We start from the raw sequence: 18,961 nt of genomic DNA, 5'->3' as shown, positions 1-18,961 counted from the left end.
CAATACGATACAAACTAATAATTAAATCTCGCTTAGCGAGTAAAATAATTATTCCTTATCTACCTTTATCCTTTCGAAGAGTCCGAAAATTCAGCGTGGGAAAGAAATCATCCCTTAGGCTCGCAAAATAATAATTTAAAACCTCATTCCGAAATTTTTCCAGATAATGATGATACTTGTAATTCTAAACGCTTCATTTCTCTAAGAATCGCATTTTTATCCATTTGCATCCAAGCAAACACTTTAAGCATACTAACACCTAATAAAAACACAAGTCCACCTGTTCCCCATTTAATAAGTTCATTAGTTTCAGTTGTATCAAAGAAATTTACGGTACAGTACACAAACAACCCAAAGAATATTAAGGTCATAATATTCATAAGGATTAAAATCCATTTATTTTTACCTGTGAATAACCCACCTACCATTCCTAAAACATTTTGCTCTTCTAGTGAATCATAGAATTTCGCTTCTTCTTGTGTTAATGTATCTTTAATTAATTGATCGATGTCTTCCATATTAGTTTTCATAATTTTTATTTTTTAGGGTTAATTTCAGTTTTTCTCTAGCGTGAAACAATCTTGATTTTGTTGTTCCGATAGATATATTTAAAATATCACTTATTTCTTTTAGTGAATAATCTTCAGTATAAAAAAGTCTTAAAACCACTTTCTGATGGTCTGGCAAATGATTAACGGCTTTTAAAAGCGCTTCTTTGAGTTCGGCACTTTCATTATAATCATCAACAAATGTAACTTGTGAATTTCCGAATTCGGTTTCTTTTGTTCGTTTCCGACTAATGTCTCTCAAAGCATCCAATGATTTTGAATACACGATTCGCAAGGCCCAACTTTTAAAACTCGAAGGTTTTTGTAACGTATGGAGTTTATCCATTATAGTTCGCCAACTCTCTTGCGCTATGTCTTTAGATAAATTAGCATCCTTAACCATCCAATATGCCTTGGTGCAAAATATCAAGTGCCATCGCTTGACCAATTTAGCTATTGCTTTTTGATCTCCTGCTTGATAAGCTTTTACGAGTTCTATATCTATATGGTTATCTTTTTTCAATTATGCCTGTTTGGTTTGAAACGATTTTCGTTTATAGAAGTCCCTCAAAAGGATGACCCAAAAATTGTATTTTGTTCTTTTACTTTCTTCTGAAAAGTAATTTTCTACATTATCAAAAGCCTCTTCAATTAAAGCATCATGTAACCAACGGATCATAAACAACCATAAAAAACTGGCTTTGAGATTAGTGTTCATTTTTATAAGATGATTAATTTCAGTAGTCTCTTCTGAAATAGCCTTAATGTTTAATTCATGTGTTCCATTAAAACCTTCTGGCTTTGTGAATTCAAATTTAATGTGCTTTCCAGGTTCAAAGGCTATGATAGTATAGCGAATTCGTCCATGTCCACCTTGACTTCCTGATTTCAAACCATCTTTAAAGCGCATCGCTGGCCAATTTATTGACGGCCAAATTTGATCTTCATTTGTTGCTAAGGTTTTAAATAGTTCTGATACCTTTTCTTCAGGTTGATCAATTATCCTTTTATGACTATTAATGACTCTCATATCTTAAAGACGTAGAAAAATTAAAAAGGTTCATTTAATTTTGAAGTTTTTTAAAGATAATCCTATTTACTTACATTATTATTTATGGCTATTGTTATTTTTGCCCTATGGCAAGAAGTAAAAATAAAAGACAAGTTTTCGAACATATAGAAGTGATTGATGCTGGAGCAAAAGGAAAAACCGTTGCTAAAGCACCTGATGGTCGCGTAGTGTTTCTTCCAAACGCTGTTCCTGGTGATATTGTAGATGTACAAACCTTTAAAAAGCGTAAAGCATATTACGAAGGAAAAGCCATAAAATTTCATACATTATCTGATAAACGTACTGAGCCCAAATGTGAGCATTTTGGTGTTTGTGGTGGTTGTAAGTGGCAACACATGGATTACAAGTATCAATTAGAGTTTAAACAAAAAGAAGTTACTAATAATTTAGTTCGCATTGGTCATTTAGAATTACCTGAAGTCTCTCCTATTTTAGGATCGGCTGAACACTATTTTTACAGAAATAAAATGGAATTCTCCTTTAGTGATTCCAGATGGCTGACTCAAGAAGAGATTGATTCTGATAAAGATTTAGGAGATAGAAATGCATTAGGTTTTCACATTCCAGGAATGTGGGACAAAATTCTAGACATTAATAAATGTTGGCTTCAAGCAGATCCTTCAAATGGTATTAGAAATGCAGTTAGAGATTTTTCAATTGAAAACGGTTTAGAATTTTTTAATACAAGACAGCAAACTGGACTTCTTCGTACAATGATGGTTAGAACATCGACTACTGGTGATCTTATGATAGTCATTCAGTTTTTTAAAGAAGATAAAGAAAAGCGAATTTTACTTTTAGATTTTATTGCTGAATCATTTCCGGAGATTACTTCATTACAATATATAATTAACAGTAAGGCAAACGATACTATTTATGACCAAGATGTGATATGCTACAAAGGCAACGATCACATTTTTGAAGAAATGGAAGGCTTACGATTTAAAATAAATGCTAAATCATTTTATCAAACCAATTCAGATCAAGCTTACGAGTTGTATAAAATCACTAGAGATTTCGCAGGACTTAAAGGAGATGAACTTGTGTATGATTTATATACAGGCACAGGAACCATTGCTCAGTTTGTTGCAAAGCAAGCAAAATTTGTAGTTGGTGTTGAAGCTGTTCCCGATGCTATAAAGGCCGCCAAAGAGAATGCACAATTAAATGGAATTGAAAACGTTGACTTTTATGTTGGTGATATGAAAAATGTATTTAATACAGAGTTCATTGAAAAAAATGGCCAACCAGATGTCATTATTACAGATCCACCACGTGATGGGATGCATAAAGATGTTGTTCAGCAAATTCTAAATATTGCTCCAGACAAAATTGTTTATGTGAGCTGCAATAGTGCCACACAAGCAAGAGATTTAGCTTTATTGAAAGACATTTATAAAATAACAAGAACACAGGCAGTTGACATGTTTCCGCAAACGCATCATGTTGAAAATGTTGTACTTTTGGAAAAACACTAATACATAAATCGAATAAATTTGAAATTTAACATCATAAAAAGAATTAGTCTAGCAGTTTTCCTATTAGCTACTGTATGCACTTGTGAACGTGATGATATTTGTCCTGAAGATGTACCAACAACACCAAGATTAATATTGGAGTTTTTTGATGTTTCTAATCAGGAGAACAATAAAAATGTCCCTAATTTAAGAATTCAAGGTGTTGGGAATGATGATGCACTCTCAGATTTCACCGGTAACTCTACAGTTAGTGAAGTAGAATTACCATTAAAAACCGATGAAAGTTCTACAAGTTTTAGTTTCAGAAGAGATTATGCCATAGATGACAATGGAACTCCAGGTGATACTAGCGATGATTTTGTTACTGGAAATGAAGATATTATTACCATAAACTATATAACTGAAAACGTTTATGTATCGCGTGCATGCGGTTATAAAACAATTTATAGAACTGTCAATATCCAATTTGATTTAGATGATATGGACAGATGGATTGTTCTTGCACAACCCCTAAATGATAATCAATCAATTGAAGATGAAACAACGACACATTTTAACTTTTTTCATTAGTAGTTTCCTCTTTCTCTTCTGTGGTGTTTTAAATGCTCAAGAAGCAATTGATGAAGAAACGAAATCTGATACCTTAATCTATAAACAAAAATATGGATTGCGTCTTGGTGCTGATATAGGTAGATTAGTTAGAACAGTTATTGATGAGGATTACACAGGCTTTGAAATTACCGGAGATTATAGATTGACAAAGAAAATATATCTAGCAGGTGAACTAGGAACTGAAGAGCGAACTATTTCAAATGATTTTCTAAGCGTTACTGCAACTGGTAGTTATTTTAAAGCTGGTATTGACTATAATTCTTACCAAAACTGGTTAGAAATGCAAAACATGATTTATTTCGGTTTACGAGTTGGAGCAAGTACATTTAGCCAAAACCTAGATAGTTTCACAGTGTATAATACCAATCAATATTGGCCGAGTCAATTTTCTTCAGAAGAGTCAAGAGAAGTAAGTGGTTTAACAGCAATTTGGGTAGAACTCATTATAGGTATAAAAGCAGAATTATTTAGTAATTTATTCTTAGGACTTAATATTCAAATTAAAAGTTTAGTCAGTGAAGATGAGCCTGAAGGGTTTGAAAACCAATATATTCCTGGATTTAACAGGACATATGATAGTGGACGATTTGGAATAGGCTTTGGTTACAACTTGTCTTACCTCATCCCTATTATTAAAAAAGACAAAAAAGTAGTAGTTGAAAAGGAAGATTAAAATCACAGTGCTCTTTTTTATAACTATCCCTAAATTTCAATACTGATAAATCCATAAATATTTTATATCTTTTCCATATATACAACGAACGATTTATATGGATAAAGATTCAATTGCAGACCTTATAGAGGACAAGAACAAAGCTTTAGTCACTTGGATTTCAAAACAGGAAGATGATAAATGGCTTGAAGGTCCAAAAGGTAAATGGACAACTGGTCAACACGCTTTACATCTACTTCAAAGCTTTAAGCTTCTTAATAATGCATTGAGCATGCCTAAATTTTTATTGCGTTATAAATACGGAAAGTCAAACAGAGAAGTTAGAGATTACCAAACAGTAGTTAATCGGTATCAAGAACGTCTAAAAAATGCGGAAGGTGGAACTTTTGGTCCATCAAGAAACATGAAAACACCTCTTTTAACTGAGAAACAATTCATATTAGATCGTTTACAAGTTGAAAGCAAAAAACTACAGTATAAAGCAAGAAAAATTTCAGACAAAAACTTAGATACTCTAATACTTCCACATCCTCTTATGGGAAAAATGCCAATACGAGAAATCATTATGTGGACAGCTCATCACATTGAGCATCACACTAATACACTGGAAGAAAAATACTAATTACCAATAAGACTAACAACATCTAGTTGTCCATATACTTTCCTTTTTTACTTCCTTCATACATTACATACTTTACTAAACGTGCTTCTAGTTTTGCATTTACAAGATGTATTTTTCGTGAAGGACGCAAGCCTACATGTTTTAATGCGTCTAAATTTGAGGTAATAAACCAAGCATCAGTTCCTGGATAGCCTTGTTTTAACGTATCTCCAATATCCTGATAAAACGTTTCCATATCAATATCCAATCGTTCACCATAAGGTGGATTAAATACCATGTGTAATTTCTCGCTACCAGATTTCCTAGTCTTAAAGAAATCTTCATGTTGTATATGAACAAAATCTTCTAATTTCGCATTTTCAATATTTGCCTGAGCCTTTGAAACAGCACTAGGTGACTTATCATAACCAATTATTTTATGATGAAAGTCTCTCGTTTTATTAAGGAGTGATTCTTCTATCTTTTCAAATAAATCAACATCCCAATCAGACCAGCGTTCAAAAGCGAACTCTTTACGCATCAAATTTGGTGGAATATTACAAGCTATCATAGCGGCTTCAGCTAAAATAGTACCACTACCACACATAGGATCCATAAAATCAGATTGACCATCCCAACCCGAAAGCATAACTAAACCAGCTGCAAGCACTTCATTGATTGGTGCAATATTAGTTGCCGTTTTATAACCTCTTTTATGTAATGAATCTCCAGAAGAATCTAAAGAGATGTTACACGTGTTTCTGTCTATATGAACATTAATCTTTACGTCAGGAAACTTCAAATCTACATTTGGACGTTGTCCTTCAGTATCTCTAAATTTATCTACAATAGCATCCTTGGTTTTTTGAGCAATATATAATGAATGCGTAAACACTAAAGAATTAACAGTTGCATCTACAGCTAAAGTACCTGTTGCCTTTAGGTAATTTTCCCATGGCATCTTGTAGATATTATCATAAAGATCCTGCTCATTTTTTACTTTAAATGAATGTATTGGTTTAAGAATTTTAATGGCAGTACGCAATGCTAGATTACACTTATACATAAAGCCTTTGTCTCCAGTAAAACTAACGTTTCTTACGCCTTTTTTTACATGAATAGCTCCCAATTGAATAAGCTCACGTTCTAATAAATCTTCAAAACCAAATAGTGTTTTGGCCACCATTTTATAATTATTCTCCATACCATACGACTAATAGATAGCAAAAATAAAGTATTTTTGTGGCTTAAAAGAAGAATTAAAAGGATTCCCATTACTATGGGAAATAAACATGACAGAAGACACACAGCAATGGTACGCATCTTGGTTTGATACACCTTTCTATCATATTCTTTATAAGGATAGAGATTATAGTGAAGCTCAATTGTTTATGGACAACCTTACTGAATATTTAAACATTCCTGAGCATGGCAAAATTCTTGATCTTGCCTGTGGAAAAGGTCGTCACTCTATGTATTTAAATTCTTTAGGTTATGAAGTTACTGGAGTAGACTTATCTGAAAACAGCATTTCTTACGCAAAGCAATTTGAAAATAAGACTTTACATTTTGATGTTCATGATATGTGTAAGCCTTATGGTAAAAAATTTGATGCTGTATTTAATCTTTTTACTAGTTTTGGGTATTTTGAAAATGAAGATGACAATCTCAAAACAATTAAATCTATTAAAGAAAACTTAAATGAATACGGTTTTGGTGTAATTGACTTTTTGAATAGTGACTTTGTTGTCAATAATCTAGTTGCTGAAAATGTAAAAACTGTTGATGGGATTGATTTTAATCAGAAACGACATGTTGAAGATGGCTACATCATTAAAACCATTACGTTTAGTGTTAACAATGAAGATTATCGTTTTCAAGAACGAGTAAAAGCATTAACGCTTAAAGACTTCGAAGTTCTTTTTGAAGAAGCTGGTGTTTATTTACTAGATGTCTTTGGAGATTTCAAACTGAATCCATTTCATAAAAACACTTCAGAACGTCTAGTTATGGTTTTTAAATAATCAGAATACATTAAATTGCACTCAAGAAGAACATTGTAAATGAATAAATACTTATTTCCTGTATATGCCGTATTAATTGGAGTTTTTATAGTTGTTATTTTTAAACAACAAAGAAACGCTTATACAAAGCTACTACTCTCTTTTAGTGGTGCATTTTTATTAGCGTTAACTCTTTTTGATTTACTACCCGAAGTTTACGAACATTTAGATGGCAAAAAAACTGGCTTGTTTATTATGTCTGGTATTTTATTGCAAATCATATTAGAGTTTTTCTCTAAAGGTGCAGAGCATGGCCATGTGCATATCCATAAAGATGAAACAGCATTCCCTTGGTTGTTGTTTATTAGTTTATGTATTCATAGTTTTTTAGAAGGATTTCCTATTCACCAGCATAATGACATGGTGTATGGTGTATTAATACATAAAATTCCAATTGCTGCATTATTAACTATGTTCTTATTACAATCCAGTTTTAGTAAACTACAGATTATTGGGTTTTTAGTAGTTTTCACAATGATGACTCCTTTAGGAACTATAGTTTCTAACAATGTAGATTGGATTTCAAATTATGTGTTTATCATTAATGCCGTAGTGATTGGTATCTTTTTTCATATTTCTACAGTAATATTATTTGAAAGTGGTGAAGGTCATAAATTCAATTTATCAAAACTCACTGCAATTATTTTAGGAGTTGGAATTGCCTATCTTATTTAACTATGTTTTCAAAAGAAGAGTCACGACAGTTAAGACAAGAGTTTTGGACAAGCTTCGGAAAGTCATTTCCTAGGAAATGGATTTTATATGATACGAAAATCAAAGGCTTCTCTTTTAAGTTTCATTTTGACACAAAATCTGCTCTAATAGCCTTAGATCTTGAGGATGATTTAGAAAATCGAATTAATTCTTGGGAAAAACTTTTAAGTCTAAAAAGCATTCTTAAAGATGAGTATTTGAGTGACGCTATTTTTGAAGAAACCTACTACCTCGATAATGGAAAGGAAATTTCTAGAATTTATTTACCGCTTGAGCAAAAAGTTTCCATTCATAACAAAAACAGTTGGCAAAACGTTATGGTGTTCTTCAAGACCTATATGGATAAATTTGAAAGCTTTTTTACTGATTTCGAAGATATTCTAAAGGATTAAGACTTAAAACTTGCTTAACTAAACCAAAATAATGAATCATAAACTCTTTCAATTTATAATCATTTTTTTTATCTTACTTGGTTGTTCTAATGACGATGATTCATCATCTATAAGCTCAGACGTAAACAGTATTACCTTGGTTACAGGAATAAATATTAGAATGTCTGATGTATCAGAATCAATTAAACTCGGTAATCCAAATGTTTTTACTGGTTCTCAATTCTTGGCTTTCCCAAACCCACCATCAGATAATATAACAATACAATCATTTAATACAATTTCAGATATTTGGTTGATTGCTGCACATGCTGAAAAAAAATATCAGGAAACTGACTTTGATGAGTTTTTAGATTCTGATTTGTACACTGAAGAAAACGTGGATTCTAAAGCAGAACTTAAGTTTAATGAGGTCAACAGTTCTAATTTAACTATAAATATTGAAGATTTAAATCCTGGATATTACCGAGTATTTGTTAAAATTAATGGGAGTTTGTATTGGGATAATTTATACATTCCAGATGACTCTTTTGAAATTGATGATTTAATTGAGTCTTGGCAAGAATAAATCATTTTATCCAAGCAATTTGAAATCATTAGGGAAATCCCTTTATTCATTAACACTTCAATAAATACTTTAATTCTTGAAATTTCTGTCGAAATACTCTTGTAATAAAACAGATAATTTTCGATACATTTGTCATTGAAAATCAAAGGAAGAATTATCCCTTTTTAAGTAAAATAATATCACTTCCGTTAAACGGAAACACAAAACTCATTTTAATGAAAAATACAGCCTTAACAGAAACTCATGAAGCACTTGGAGCAAAAATGGTTCCTTTTGCTGGTTACAATATGCCAGTACAATATGATGGTATCAATATCGAACATGAAGCCGTAAGAACTGGAGTTGGTGTTTTTGATGTATCGCATATGGGAGAATTTTTAATTGAAGGTCCAAACGCACTTGATTTAATTCAAAAAACGTGTAGCAATGATGCCTCAAAACTAACAGTTGGAAAAGCACAATACAGTTGTTTACCAAATGATGATGGTGGTATTGTTGACGATTTAATTATATATAAGATCAAGGAAGAAACCTATTTATTGGTTGTTAACGCAAGTAACATAGAAAAGGATTGGAACTGGATCTCATCTAAAAATGATGTTGGTGCTGAAATGAAAGATCTTAGTGAGAACTATTCGCTTTTAGCCATTCAAGGTCCAAAAGCTGTTGATGCAATGCAAACGCTTTCTAGTCATGACCTTTCTGAAATAAAGTTTTACAACTTCGTAGTAGGTGATTTTGCTGGAGTTGAACATGTTATTATCTCAGCTACTGGCTATACTGGAAGTGGTGGATTTGAAATCTATTGCAAAAATTCTGAAGTGAAACAAGTTTGGGATAAAGTTGTCGAAGCTGGAGCAAAGCCTATTGGTTTAGCTGCTCGTGATACCTTACGTTTAGAGATGGGTTATTGCCTCTATGGAAATGACATAGACGATACTACGTCTCCAATTGAAGCAGGTTTAAGTTGGATTACAAAATTCTCTAAAACATTTACAAATTCTGAAGCTTTAGAAGATGAAAAACGTCGTGGAGCAGAACGCAAATTAGTTGCTTTTGAACTTGACGACAGAGGTATTCCACGTCAAGGTTATGATATCGTTGATTCTAGCGGAAGAAAGATTGGTATAGTTACTTCCGGAACAATGTCTCCAAGTTTAAATAAAGGGATTGGTTTAGGTTATGTGCCTACCGTTTTTGCAGATGTTAATAGTAAAATAAATATTCAAATTCGTAAAAAAACTATTCCAGCAACTGTTGTAAAGCTACCATTCTACAAACTTTAGTTACATCCATTGACGTAGTGATTCATGAAGGAGAACGACAGCAAACATCGTATATTAATTTTAGGAGCTAGTGGGTTTATAGGAAATGCTATTTACAAAGAACTATGTTCCTATTTTAAAACTTTTGGTACCTACCGCGTTCCTCACAAAATCTACAAAGACAATAATCACTTTTTGCAATACAATGTTGAAGAGGATGACGTTTACGATGTATTAAATGCAACAAAACCTACTATCATTATTTCGGCCTTGCGAGGTGATTTTCAAGCGCAAACTATAGCGCATCAGCACCTTTCAGAATATGTTTTAGAACACGATTGTAAGATTATTTTTCTGTCGTCAGCCAATGTATTTGATGCCTACAGTAAATATCCAAGTTACGAATTAGATAAAACCTTTAGCGGTAGTATATATGGCCATTTCAAAATAAAAATTGAAAACATGCTGTTACGTCTTCCGAAGAAAAAAGCGGCAATTGTGAGACTACCAATGGTTCTTGGTGCTCAGTCTCCAAGAATAAAGGAATTAAAACAACATTTAGCAGACAAAACTGCTATTGAAATTTTTCCGAATATCATTATGAATGTGACAACAGACTCTAAAGTCACTCAACAAATTCATTACATGATTAACAGAAATAAGTCTGGTGTGTTTCATTTAGGAAGTACAGACCTAGTACATCATGATGAATACATTAAAGACATTGTTAATCAAATTACAACCAAAAACGGAGTGTTGTACAAACATGTTTATACAACCAACGAAGATCGTTACTTAGCAGTACTTCCAAAGTTTAATAAACTTCCTAAACATCTTCAAGTTACAAGTCTTGAAGTCCTTCAAGAGCTAAATAAGTAGTAAAAACAACCTTTCAAAGTTTATTTTGTCTGTTTGACTCATTTTGTATTCTCGCAAGGGATAAGTTCTTATTTTACGATAAAATTTCATACTTTTAATAGAAACACTATAACTATGAGTTTACTTTCAGATGACATTATTGAAAAAAAACTACTACATTTTCCAGATTGGGAATACCATAAAAATGCCATTCATGCCGAATTTGAATTTGATAATTTCAAAGATTGTTTTAGCGCTATGAGCAGAATTGCTTTTGAATGTGAAGCACAAAATCATCATCCAAATTGGAGTAATGTATATAATGTTTTGAAAATTTCATTGTCAACTCATGATGTTAATGGTGTCACAAACAAAGATTTTAAATTAGCAGAAGCAATAGAAGATATTGTTGAAGTTCAAGACTAATAGCGAAATCTAAAAAATGAAACCTACTAAATCCCTCTATGCTTAAACAACTTACTCTACTATCTTTTTTATGCTGTTTTTTAATTGCTCCATCCCAGGAGCAACCAGAGTTTTGCGACCAATTACAAGCTATAAAAGTATTAGTAAAGAAAGAGCATTTCAAACCTAAACCTGTAGACGACAGTCTCTCTATTGGTGTATATAAATTATTTTTAGGCCAATTAGATAACAACAAAAAATTCTTTACAAAAAAGGATATTGATTTGTTCGAAAAGGATCGTCTGCAATTAGATGATTACATTTTAAATAAGGATTGTGAGTTTATTGATAAATACAGTATTATCCTTGCCGAACGTATAGAAAATGCAAAACAGATCATAACTAGTTTTTCAAAAGCGAAATTAGACTATTCGGGAAAAGACACGCTGCGCTTTGCACCAGATGCTTCCTATAAGTATCTTGATAACAATTCAAAAACAATTGGTTATTGGAGTAAACGTTTACGCTATAATATTCTGTTTGAACTTATTGAAAAAGATTCCATAATTGAAAATCTTACAGCAAACTTTATTGCGGAAGAGAAAGATATTAAACCAAAAATCATACAAAAAGAATTATGTAAACTCGAAGAATTACTAAACAAAAAAGGCGGACTTTCTCAATTTGTAAAAGAAGCCTTCTTAAATGCTTATGTTGCTTTTCATGATCCTAATTCTACATTTTTTAATGCTACAGATAAAACAACTTATGTAAACTCTTTATCGAACGATCAACTCTCTTTTGGTATCGTAACAAGCAAAAATGATAATGGTGATATTATCATTGCCCATATTACGCCTGGTAGTCCAGCATTTATTAATGGTAATTTCGAATCTAAAGATGTTATTAAATCATTGCAAGCAAACGGAGTGGTTTTAGAAACGTATTGCGTTTCTAACGAAGACATCATCGCATTTACCAACGATGAAAACAATAAAACCATCACCTTTAAAATTAAAAAGCAAAATGGCACTATAAAAGCCATAGAGCTAACCAAAACAAAAACAAAAATTGAAGATAATACTGTCACAGGTTTTTTATTAAAAGACGAAGCTAATGTAGGCTACATCAGTATTAATAATTTTTATTCAGATTTTGAATCTCCAAATGGTTTAGGTGTAGCAAACGATGTTGCAAAAGAACTTTATAAACTCCAAAAAGAAAACATTGATGCTCTTATTTTAGATTTACGCTTTAATGGTGGAGGCTCAATGAAAGAAGCGGCTGATCTTTCTGGAATGTTTATTAACAGAGGTCCATTATCAATTTTGAAATATGGAAATGGTGAAACATATACTATAAGAGATATGAATAGAGGCTCTTTATTTATGAAGCCAATTGTTATCCTTATCAATGGTTTTAGTGCATCAGCTTCAGAGTTTTTTGCAGCGGCTATGCAAGATTATAATAGAGCAATTGTTGTAGGCTCAACAACTCATGGTAAAGCTTCAGCTCAAGTGATATTGCCGTTAGATGAAGATTCGGAATTAGGGTTTTCAAAACTTACAGTAGAAAAATTCTATCGCATAACTGGACAAAGTCATCAGGCAGTTGGTGTCATTCCAGATATACGATTACCAAATTTATATGATAACTTTAAAACTGAAGAGCGCTTCTCTTCTTTTGCTTTAGATAATGATTCTATTGAACCTACATTAAAATATATTAAACTTAAAGCACTTCCCTTAGAATCATTAGTAACTAAAAATCAAGCTCGCATTGAAAACAATTCTGCTTTTGACGCCGTTAAATCACTCAACAAATTAATTATAGAAAACTATTTTGAGTTGGAAACTGAATATCCTCTCAATTTGCAAAATGTGTATAAAAACATTAATGCATATCATTCTCAATGGGAAATATTTAGTGATGTGATTGATAACAAAGCATCTTCATTGGTTGTGAGTAACACAAGTTCAACAAACGAGATTCTTAGCTATAATGACGAGCAGAAAGACGTCAATAAAACAATACTAAAAAACATTCAAAACGATATATATATTTCTGAGGCACATCACATTATAATGGACCTTTTAAAATTAAACACCAATGACTAACATGAAAAATATCACATTAACATTTAGCATATTATGTATTCTAATATCAAGCGTTGCAACGGCACAAAAATTCAGTAATGCTTCAGAATATCTAGATTTCGTAGGAGAAGAACAGCAAGCTATTACTAAAAACATGTGGAAATACACTAAAGCTGTCGCACACAGTAAAAGTGACAGAAGCATTGATAGTAAAAGGAAAAATCTGCTAAAAACAATAGATAAGGCCATCGCAAAAATTGAAAAAGCCAACGGTTTTGACGGCGAGGATTATAAGAATGAAGTGCTAAAACACATGCGACTTAACAAAAGTCTTTTAAATCATGATTATGCTGAAATTGTAGATATGAAAGCAGTAGCAGAACAATCTTATGATGCCATGGAAGCCTACATTATTGCTCAGGAAATGGCCGATAAAAAAATGGAGGAATCACAAAAAGAATATGAAACTAAATTTTATGCCTTTGCTACAGAACATAATATTGAAATTATAGAAAATGAAAATGATCTAGGTAAAAAAATGAAAATTTCAAATGAAGTTTTTGAACATTATAATGAAATGTATTTGGTATATTTTAAAGTATACATCAATGAGATTTATCTTTGGGATGCTGTAGAGTCTAATGATGTAAGTGCCATTCAACAAAATGCAAATGCACTTAACGCAGCTGCAAAAGATGGTCTTGAAATTTTAAAGACAAAATCACAATATAAAAAAGATGATTCTATTATTAATGCGACAAAAAAAGCGTTTGAATTCTTTATTGATGAAACAGAAAACAAAGTACCACAATTAACAGATTACCTTATCCTAAATGAAGATTTCGATAAAATTAAAACGGCTTTAGATCAAACTTCTGAACGCAAACGTACTAAAGAACAAATTGAGGCTTATAACAAGAAAGTAAAGGATATTAATAAAGCTGTTAAAAATTACAATAAGGTAAATACCGATTTAAATACTAATCGTCAAGCTGCTATTAATGGACTGAATAATACCAACGCAAACTTTTTAGCAAAACACATTCCTAAAGACTAATGTTTGTTGGCATTTCAATTAAATTTTGATAATTTTGAATTCAACAAAAAAAATTTAAAAAAGAACGATAATGGGAAGAGCTTTTGAATTTCGCAAAGCAAGAAAAATGAAACGTTGGTCTGCAATGAGTAAAGCCTTTACACGCATTGGTAAAGACATTGTAATGGCTGTGAAAGAAGGTGGTCCAGATCCAGATTCAAATTCTAGATTGAGAGCTGTGATTCAGAATGCGAAATCTGTAAACATGCCTAAAGACAATGTTGAACGCGCTATTAAGAAAGCAAGTGAAAAAGGTCAAGGTGATTACAAAGAAGTTATTTTTGAAGGTTATGCACAACATGGAATTGCCGTACTTATTGAAACAGCCACTGATAATAACACACGAACAGTAGCAAATGTACGTTCTTACTTTAATAAATGTGATGGAAGTTTAGGTACTTCTGGTTCTGTTGTTTTTATGTTTGACCACACCTGTAATTTTAAAATTAAAGGTGAAGAATTAGATTTAGAAGAATTAGAATTAGAACTCATAGATTTTGGTGTTGAAGAAATTTTTGAAGATACCGATGAGGATGAAGAAGGAAATGAGTTAACTAGCGTCATGATTTATGCGCCATTTGAAAGTTTTGGAAACATCCAATCCTATTTAGAAGTAAATAAAATAGAAATCATTTCATCTGGTTTTGAACGTATACCTCAGGTAACAAAAACAATAACTCCCGAACAAGCTCATGATGTAGAAAAATTACTTGAAAAGCTTGAAGAAGATGATGACGTGCAAAACGTGTATCATACGATGGAAGAAACAACAGAATAACAAACGTCTTAAATAATAAAATCCTGCCTGAATAAACAGACAGGATTTTACCCCTAACTAAACTAAATTTTAAATCTTAACCACATCCGCTTAACTATCTAATTAAGATTACCTACTTATGATAATGAAACCTAGTAATAGGTTTCTATCTATTTTATATACGAATGGTTTTATAAGTTTGGACTACAACGAGTAAAAAAATTATATTTTTTTCGCTTCTTCCCAATAAATATCCATTTCTGCAAGTGTCATATCAGATAATGGTTTGTTTAAATCCTTAGACTTTTCCTCTAAATACTGAAAACGTTTTATGAATTTTTTGTTGGTGCGCTCTAAAGCACTTTCGGGATCAACTTTTAAAAATCGTGCGTAGTTTATCATTGAAAATAAGACATCTCCAAATTCACTTTCAATTTTATCTTGATCTCCAGCGTTGATTTCAACTTGCAATTCGCCTAGCTCCTCTTCTACTTTTTCAAAAACTTGATGTGGTTCTTCCCAATCAAAACCTACACCTGCAACCTTATCTTGAATTCTGTTGGCTTTTACCATAGCAGGTAAAGTTTTAGGAACACCTTCTAAAACACTATTCTTGCCCTCTTTAAGCTTGAGTTGCTCCCAGTTTCTTTTAACATCTTCTTCGTTTTCAACAACAACATCACCATAAATATGCGGATGACGGTCTATTAACTTATCACAAATGCTATTGCAAACATCTGCAATATCAAAACTGTTAGATTCGCTTCCTATTTTAGAATAGAATACAATGTGAAGCAATACATCGCCTAATTCCTTTTTTACTTCGTCTAAATCGTTGTCTAAAATAGCATCACCTAATTCGTAAACTTCCTCAATAGTTAAATGACGAAGCGTTTGCATGGTTTGCTTTTTGTCCCAAGGACATTGCTCACGCAACTCATCCATAATGATGAGTAAACGCCCAAAAGCTTTTAATTGCGACTTTTTATCAGACATGTTTAATACTTATTCTTCTTCTTCCGAAGCTACAACTTCTGAATCTTCTTCTAAAGCATCTAACATATCATGCTTTTGAAGTAAATTGTACCATTGCACAATTTTTTTGATATCACTTGCATATACACGATCTTCATCATAATCTGGTAATACTTCAAAGAAGTACTCTTCTAAACTATCTTTAGAGTCTTTATGACTTATTGATGTCTGCTGACCGCTTTCTTTTTCCATTACCTTTTTAAGAACCTTTCTTAATGGTAATTCCTCTGTTAATGTATAAACAGCAATTTCGCTTAAGATGCTCACATTACTGTGAATATTTACATTAACTTTTTTTTGATCAATTAAAGATTCTGCAACAAAGCCATTTCTAGTTTGTGCAATAATTTTATATAAACCTGGTTTTCCAGAAATGGAAAGTATTTTATCTAAGCTCATAATTTATGGGTTATGATTTTTATATGTTATCGTTTCTTTTTTATAGCTGGAAAACGCATTCTGTAATCGACTGTAATTTTCCCTTTAGAGATATTTAATAATTTTCCTTTTATCAAACGCTTTTTTAATGAGGATAGTTTATCTGTAAATAAAACACCTTCAATATGATCGTATTCATGTTGAATGACTCTAGCAATTAGACCATCAAACTCTTCAGTATGAGTTTCAAAATTTTCATCCTGATACTCAATTTTTATTTTTGGTTGTCTGAATACATCCTCACGAACATCAGGAATACTTAAACAGCCTTCATTAAAAGCCCATTCGTCACCTTCTTCTTTTATGATTTCAGCATTTATAAATGTACGTTTGAAATTTTTTAATTCCTCTTGTTCTTCTTCCGTAAAGACTTCATCTTCGGCAAAAGGAGATGTGTCCACTAAAAATATTCGAATAGGTAATCCAATTTGTGGAGCTGCTAAACCTACACCAAAAGCACCATACATTGTCTCTTTCATATTTTCTAAAAGAGCATCTAATTTAGGGTAATCCTTAGTAATTGGTTCTCCTTTTTTTCTTAAAACAGGGTCGCCATAAGCAACTATTGGTAATATCATGTACTATTATTTTTCGATTGCAAAAATACAATTCTTATTGTGATTTTATAACTTTTTGTGTTTATTTAAGATTGATTATAAAGGTAACTTTGAAGGATGATTGTAGCACTAATCTCATCAACTAAGGCTTTATTCTTACGTTGCTTTTTATTAAGTCCGCTATCAATCATGGTTTGAAATGCCATTTTAGATGTAAAACGTTCATCAATTCGTTTAATAGGAATATCTGGACAAGCTTTTTCTAATTTTTCTAAAAATTTAGAAATTGACACTTCACTTTCAGAGGCTTCAAAATTCATTTGTTTCGGTTCTCCTACAATAAATAACTCAACCGATTCTTCCGAAGAATAGGTCTTTAAAAACCCTATTAATTCTTTAGTATCTACTGTCGTCAAACCAGAGGCAATAATCTGTAACTCATCTGTCACAGCTATTCCTGTACGCTTTGTACCATAATCAATTGCTAGTATTCTCGCCATATTGCAAAGGTAATTGTTAAAAAACAAAAAAACGCCTCTTTGAAGGTCAAAGAAGCGTTTTAAAATAATCAACCATTAATAATTATCCATAAACTAGTTTACCCTCTACTTTAAACAGTTCATGTTATACTTTTAAGACACATGATTATGAATAGGGTCACATCTTTTTTATAAATTTTTTAAAAAAAAAAAAACACCCTTCCAGGGTAAGAAAGGTGTTTTAAAAATTAGCTATTAATTATTAAAGAAATCAAGTGTTTGTATTAAGGATAACACAAGAACAATAATAATCACAATTATAAGACACCATCTTTTTAAATAGGTCACATCTTTTTTTATTTTTTTCTGAATTAGAAATTATGACAAGAATTTTATAGACTTATCTTTGTGAAAACTGACAATAATTAAAATGAAAGAATTACAACAGTATATTGAAGATGCCTGGAACGACCGTTCTCTTCTAACTAACGAAGTAACCATTAAAAGTATACGAACCGTTATAGACCTTTTAGACGAAGGTACTTTAAGAGTTGCACAACCAACTGAAAATGGTTGGCAAGTAAATGAATGGGTTAAAAAAGCTGTTGTTTTATATTTTCCTATTCAAAAAATGGAAACCCTAGAAGCTGGTATTTTTGAGTATCATGATAAAATTCCATTAAAACGTGACTATAAAAAGAAAGGTATTCGTGTTGTGCCAAATGCTGTAGCAAGACATGGTGCTTACATATCTCCTGGAACTATTTTAATGCCTAGTTATGTAAATATTGGTGCTTATGTTGATGAAGGTACAATGGTTGACACTTGGGCTACAGTTGGTAGCTGCGCGCAAATTGGAAAAAATGTACATCTATCTGGAGGTGTTGGCATTGGAGGTGTTTTAGAACCTTTACAAGCTGCACCAGTAATTATAGAAGATGGTGCATTTATAGGTTCACGATGTATTGTAGTTGAAGGTGTACGCATTGAAAAAGAAGCTGTATTAGGAGCTAATGTCGTTTTGACCATGAGTACAAAAATCATTGATGTTACTGGTGATGAACCAGTTGAAATGAAAGGTATTGTACCAGAACGCTCTGTAGTTATTCCTGGGAGCTATACAAAAACGTTTCCTGCAGGAGAATACAATGTGCCTTGTGCCTTAATTATTGGAAAGCGTAAAGAGAGTACTAATAAAAAGACTTCTCTTAATGATGCTTTACGTGAATACGATGTAGCTGTTTAATTGATTATCTC

General features: G+C 31.9%; 23 protein-coding genes. 15 read left to right on the top strand and 8 right to left on the bottom strand.

Annotated elements, in window-relative coordinates; all coding sequences use genetic code 11:
* Positions 1-143 precede the first annotated feature (143 nt).
* Genes RH81_RS11790 through RH81_RS11780 form a run of 3 tightly spaced genes read right to left on the bottom strand, consistent with a single transcriptional unit; the run spans position 144 to position 1,578 of the window.
* Positions 144-530: a DUF6768 family protein gene (locus RH81_RS11790; protein ID WP_033960549.1), complete on the bottom strand. Its 387-nt coding sequence runs from the start codon at positions 528-530 to the stop codon at positions 144-146.
* Entirely contained in the window at positions 520-1,071 is a 552-nt protein-coding gene (locus tag RH81_RS11785) for an RNA polymerase sigma factor (RefSeq protein ID WP_033960547.1), read from the bottom strand. The genes RH81_RS11790 and RH81_RS11785 overlap by 11 nt, the downstream gene beginning before the upstream one ends.
* A complete protein-coding gene (locus tag RH81_RS11780; protein ID WP_033960546.1) occupies positions 1,072-1,578 on the bottom strand; it encodes a hypothetical protein in 507 nt (168 codons plus the stop codon).
* A 107-nt stretch (positions 1,579-1,685) separates the two neighbouring features.
* Here RH81_RS11780 and rlmD point away from each other — a divergent pair, with 107 nt between their 5' ends.
* From rlmD to RH81_RS11760, 4 genes are all read left to right on the top strand, one after another.
* A complete protein-coding gene (gene rlmD / locus RH81_RS11775; protein WP_033960545.1) occupies positions 1,686-3,098 on the top strand; it encodes a 23S rRNA (uracil(1939)-C(5))-methyltransferase RlmD in 1,413 nt (470 codons plus the stop codon).
* An 18-nt stretch (positions 3,099-3,116) separates the two neighbouring features.
* Positions 3,117-3,668 carry a DUF6452 family protein gene (locus tag RH81_RS11770; RefSeq protein WP_052172543.1) on the top strand — a complete coding sequence of 184 codons (552 nt, stop codon included), beginning with the start codon at positions 3,117-3,119 and terminating at the stop codon, positions 3,666-3,668.
* Positions 3,634-4,383, top strand: coding sequence for a DUF6048 family protein (locus RH81_RS11765; protein WP_033960544.1), 750 nt, complete (start codon positions 3,634-3,636; stop codon positions 4,381-4,383). The genes RH81_RS11770 and RH81_RS11765 overlap by 35 nt, the downstream gene beginning before the upstream one ends.
* A gap of 97 nt (positions 4,384-4,480) precedes the next feature.
* The gene (locus RH81_RS11760) at positions 4,481-5,005 is read left to right on the top strand and encodes a DinB family protein (protein WP_033960543.1); all 525 of its coding nucleotides are present in this window, start codon (positions 4,481-4,483) and stop codon (positions 5,003-5,005) included.
* Positions 5,006-5,027: 22 nt separating this feature from the next.
* Here RH81_RS11760 and RH81_RS11755 read toward each other — a convergent pair whose 3' ends face one another.
* The gene (locus RH81_RS11755; RefSeq protein WP_033960542.1) at positions 5,028-6,188 is read right to left on the bottom strand and encodes a THUMP domain-containing class I SAM-dependent RNA methyltransferase; all 1,161 of its coding nucleotides are present in this window, start codon (positions 6,186-6,188) and stop codon (positions 5,028-5,030) included.
* Positions 6,189-6,276: 88 nt separating this feature from the next.
* Here RH81_RS11755 and RH81_RS11750 point away from each other — a divergent pair, with 88 nt between their 5' ends.
* From RH81_RS11750 to RH81_RS11705, 10 genes are all read left to right on the top strand, one after another.
* Positions 6,277-7,008, top strand: coding sequence for a class I SAM-dependent methyltransferase (locus RH81_RS11750; RefSeq protein WP_052172542.1), 732 nt, complete (start codon positions 6,277-6,279; stop codon positions 7,006-7,008).
* Between the two features lie 39 nt (positions 7,009-7,047).
* Positions 7,048-7,722 carry a ZIP family metal transporter gene (locus tag RH81_RS11745; protein WP_033960540.1) on the top strand — a complete coding sequence of 225 codons (675 nt, stop codon included), beginning with the start codon at positions 7,048-7,050 and terminating at the stop codon, positions 7,720-7,722.
* A 2-nt stretch (positions 7,723-7,724) separates the two neighbouring features.
* Positions 7,725-8,153: a DUF4268 domain-containing protein gene (locus tag RH81_RS11740; RefSeq protein WP_033960539.1), complete on the top strand. Its 429-nt coding sequence runs from the start codon at positions 7,725-7,727 to the stop codon at positions 8,151-8,153.
* Between the two features lie 31 nt (positions 8,154-8,184).
* A complete protein-coding gene (locus RH81_RS11735; RefSeq protein WP_033960538.1) occupies positions 8,185-8,718 on the top strand; it encodes a hypothetical protein in 534 nt (177 codons plus the stop codon).
* Between the two features lie 215 nt (positions 8,719-8,933).
* The gene (gcvT, locus tag RH81_RS11730; protein WP_033960537.1) at positions 8,934-10,004 is read left to right on the top strand and encodes a glycine cleavage system aminomethyltransferase GcvT; all 1,071 of its coding nucleotides are present in this window, start codon (positions 8,934-8,936) and stop codon (positions 10,002-10,004) included.
* Positions 10,005-10,028: 24 nt separating this feature from the next.
* Entirely contained in the window at positions 10,029-10,862 is an 834-nt protein-coding gene (locus RH81_RS11725; RefSeq protein WP_033960536.1) for a sugar nucleotide-binding protein, read from the top strand.
* Between the two features lie 114 nt (positions 10,863-10,976).
* Positions 10,977-11,267 carry a 4a-hydroxytetrahydrobiopterin dehydratase gene (locus tag RH81_RS11720; RefSeq protein WP_033960535.1) on the top strand — a complete coding sequence of 97 codons (291 nt, stop codon included), beginning with the start codon at positions 10,977-10,979 and terminating at the stop codon, positions 11,265-11,267.
* A gap of 38 nt (positions 11,268-11,305) precedes the next feature.
* Positions 11,306-13,363, top strand: a complete 2,058-nt coding sequence (locus RH81_RS11715) for a S41 family peptidase (protein WP_033960534.1) — start codon at positions 11,306-11,308, stop codon at positions 13,361-13,363.
* A gap of 1 nt (position 13,364) precedes the next feature.
* The gene (locus tag RH81_RS11710; protein WP_152604830.1) at positions 13,365-14,399 is read left to right on the top strand and encodes an LIC11966 family surface protein; all 1,035 of its coding nucleotides are present in this window, start codon (positions 13,365-13,367) and stop codon (positions 14,397-14,399) included.
* Between the two features lie 70 nt (positions 14,400-14,469).
* Positions 14,470-15,216 carry a YebC/PmpR family DNA-binding transcriptional regulator gene (locus RH81_RS11705; protein ID WP_033960532.1) on the top strand — a complete coding sequence of 249 codons (747 nt, stop codon included), beginning with the start codon at positions 14,470-14,472 and terminating at the stop codon, positions 15,214-15,216.
* Positions 15,217-15,417: 201 nt separating this feature from the next.
* Here RH81_RS11705 and mazG read toward each other — a convergent pair whose 3' ends face one another.
* The 4 genes from mazG to ruvX form a co-directional block, all read right to left on the bottom strand.
* Positions 15,418-16,191, bottom strand: a complete 774-nt coding sequence (gene mazG, locus RH81_RS11700) for a nucleoside triphosphate pyrophosphohydrolase (RefSeq protein WP_033960531.1) — start codon at positions 16,189-16,191, stop codon at positions 15,418-15,420.
* Positions 16,192-16,200: 9 nt separating this feature from the next.
* Positions 16,201-16,629: a DUF5606 family protein gene (locus RH81_RS11695; protein WP_033960530.1), complete on the bottom strand. Its 429-nt coding sequence runs from the start codon at positions 16,627-16,629 to the stop codon at positions 16,201-16,203.
* A gap of 26 nt (positions 16,630-16,655) precedes the next feature.
* Positions 16,656-17,246, bottom strand: a complete 591-nt coding sequence (gene def, locus RH81_RS11690) for a peptide deformylase (protein ID WP_033960529.1) — start codon at positions 17,244-17,246, stop codon at positions 16,656-16,658.
* Positions 17,247-17,311: 65 nt separating this feature from the next.
* Positions 17,312-17,725, bottom strand: coding sequence for a Holliday junction resolvase RuvX (gene ruvX, locus RH81_RS11685; protein WP_033960528.1), 414 nt, complete (start codon positions 17,723-17,725; stop codon positions 17,312-17,314).
* A gap of 409 nt (positions 17,726-18,134) precedes the next feature.
* On the opposite strand from ruvX, the gene RH81_RS11680 reads away from it, so the two are divergent.
* Positions 18,135-18,950, top strand: coding sequence for a 2,3,4,5-tetrahydropyridine-2,6-dicarboxylate N-succinyltransferase (locus RH81_RS11680; RefSeq protein ID WP_033960526.1), 816 nt, complete (start codon positions 18,135-18,137; stop codon positions 18,948-18,950).
* Positions 18,951-18,961: the final 11 nt, after the last annotated feature.

Source organism: Psychroserpens jangbogonensis, from assembly GCF_000797465.1.
Classification (GTDB): Bacteria; Bacteroidota; Bacteroidia; order Flavobacteriales; family Flavobacteriaceae; genus Psychroserpens; species Psychroserpens jangbogonensis.
The sequence above is the reverse complement of the archived record's forward strand: the minus strand, read 5'-3'. Positions and strand labels throughout refer to the sequence as shown.

Excerpts from the sequence above, each read along its gene's own strand:
- RH81_RS11790 (WP_033960549.1), bottom strand. The coding sequence starts at position 530 with ATGAAAACTAATATGGAAGACATCGATCAATTAATTAAAGATACATTA.
- RH81_RS11780 (WP_033960546.1), bottom strand. The coding sequence starts at position 1,578 with ATGAGAGTCATTAATAGTCATAAAAGGATAATTGATCAACCTGAAGAA.
- rlmD (WP_033960545.1), top strand. The coding sequence starts at position 1,686 with ATGGCAAGAAGTAAAAATAAAAGACAAGTTTTCGAACATATAGAAGTG.
- RH81_RS11765 (WP_033960544.1), top strand. The coding sequence starts at position 3,634 with ATGAAACAACGACACATTTTAACTTTTTTCATTAGTAGTTTCCTCTTT.
- RH81_RS11760 (WP_033960543.1), top strand. The coding sequence starts at position 4,481 with ATGGATAAAGATTCAATTGCAGACCTTATAGAGGACAAGAACAAAGCT.
- RH81_RS11755 (WP_033960542.1), bottom strand. The coding sequence starts at position 6,188 with ATGGAGAATAATTATAAAATGGTGGCCAAAACACTATTTGGTTTTGAA.
- RH81_RS11750 (WP_052172542.1), top strand. The coding sequence starts at position 6,277 with ATGACAGAAGACACACAGCAATGGTACGCATCTTGGTTTGATACACCT.
- RH81_RS11745 (WP_033960540.1), top strand. The coding sequence starts at position 7,048 with ATGAATAAATACTTATTTCCTGTATATGCCGTATTAATTGGAGTTTTT.
- RH81_RS11740 (WP_033960539.1), top strand. The coding sequence starts at position 7,725 with ATGTTTTCAAAAGAAGAGTCACGACAGTTAAGACAAGAGTTTTGGACA.
- RH81_RS11735 (WP_033960538.1), top strand. The coding sequence starts at position 8,185 with ATGAATCATAAACTCTTTCAATTTATAATCATTTTTTTTATCTTACTT.
- gcvT (WP_033960537.1), top strand. The coding sequence starts at position 8,934 with ATGAAAAATACAGCCTTAACAGAAACTCATGAAGCACTTGGAGCAAAA.
- RH81_RS11725 (WP_033960536.1), top strand. The coding sequence starts at position 10,029 with ATGAAGGAGAACGACAGCAAACATCGTATATTAATTTTAGGAGCTAGT.
- RH81_RS11720 (WP_033960535.1), top strand. The coding sequence starts at position 10,977 with ATGAGTTTACTTTCAGATGACATTATTGAAAAAAAACTACTACATTTT.
- RH81_RS11715 (WP_033960534.1), top strand. The coding sequence starts at position 11,306 with ATGCTTAAACAACTTACTCTACTATCTTTTTTATGCTGTTTTTTAATT.
- RH81_RS11710 (WP_152604830.1), top strand. The coding sequence starts at position 13,365 with ATGAAAAATATCACATTAACATTTAGCATATTATGTATTCTAATATCA.
- RH81_RS11705 (WP_033960532.1), top strand. The coding sequence starts at position 14,470 with ATGGGAAGAGCTTTTGAATTTCGCAAAGCAAGAAAAATGAAACGTTGG.
- mazG (WP_033960531.1), bottom strand. The coding sequence starts at position 16,191 with ATGTCTGATAAAAAGTCGCAATTAAAAGCTTTTGGGCGTTTACTCATC.
- RH81_RS11695 (WP_033960530.1), bottom strand. The coding sequence starts at position 16,629 with ATGAGCTTAGATAAAATACTTTCCATTTCTGGAAAACCAGGTTTATAT.
- def (WP_033960529.1), bottom strand. The coding sequence starts at position 17,246 with ATGATATTACCAATAGTTGCTTATGGCGACCCTGTTTTAAGAAAAAAA.
- ruvX (WP_033960528.1), bottom strand. The coding sequence starts at position 17,725 with ATGGCGAGAATACTAGCAATTGATTATGGTACAAAGCGTACAGGAATA.
- RH81_RS11680 (WP_033960526.1), top strand. The coding sequence starts at position 18,135 with ATGAAAGAATTACAACAGTATATTGAAGATGCCTGGAACGACCGTTCT.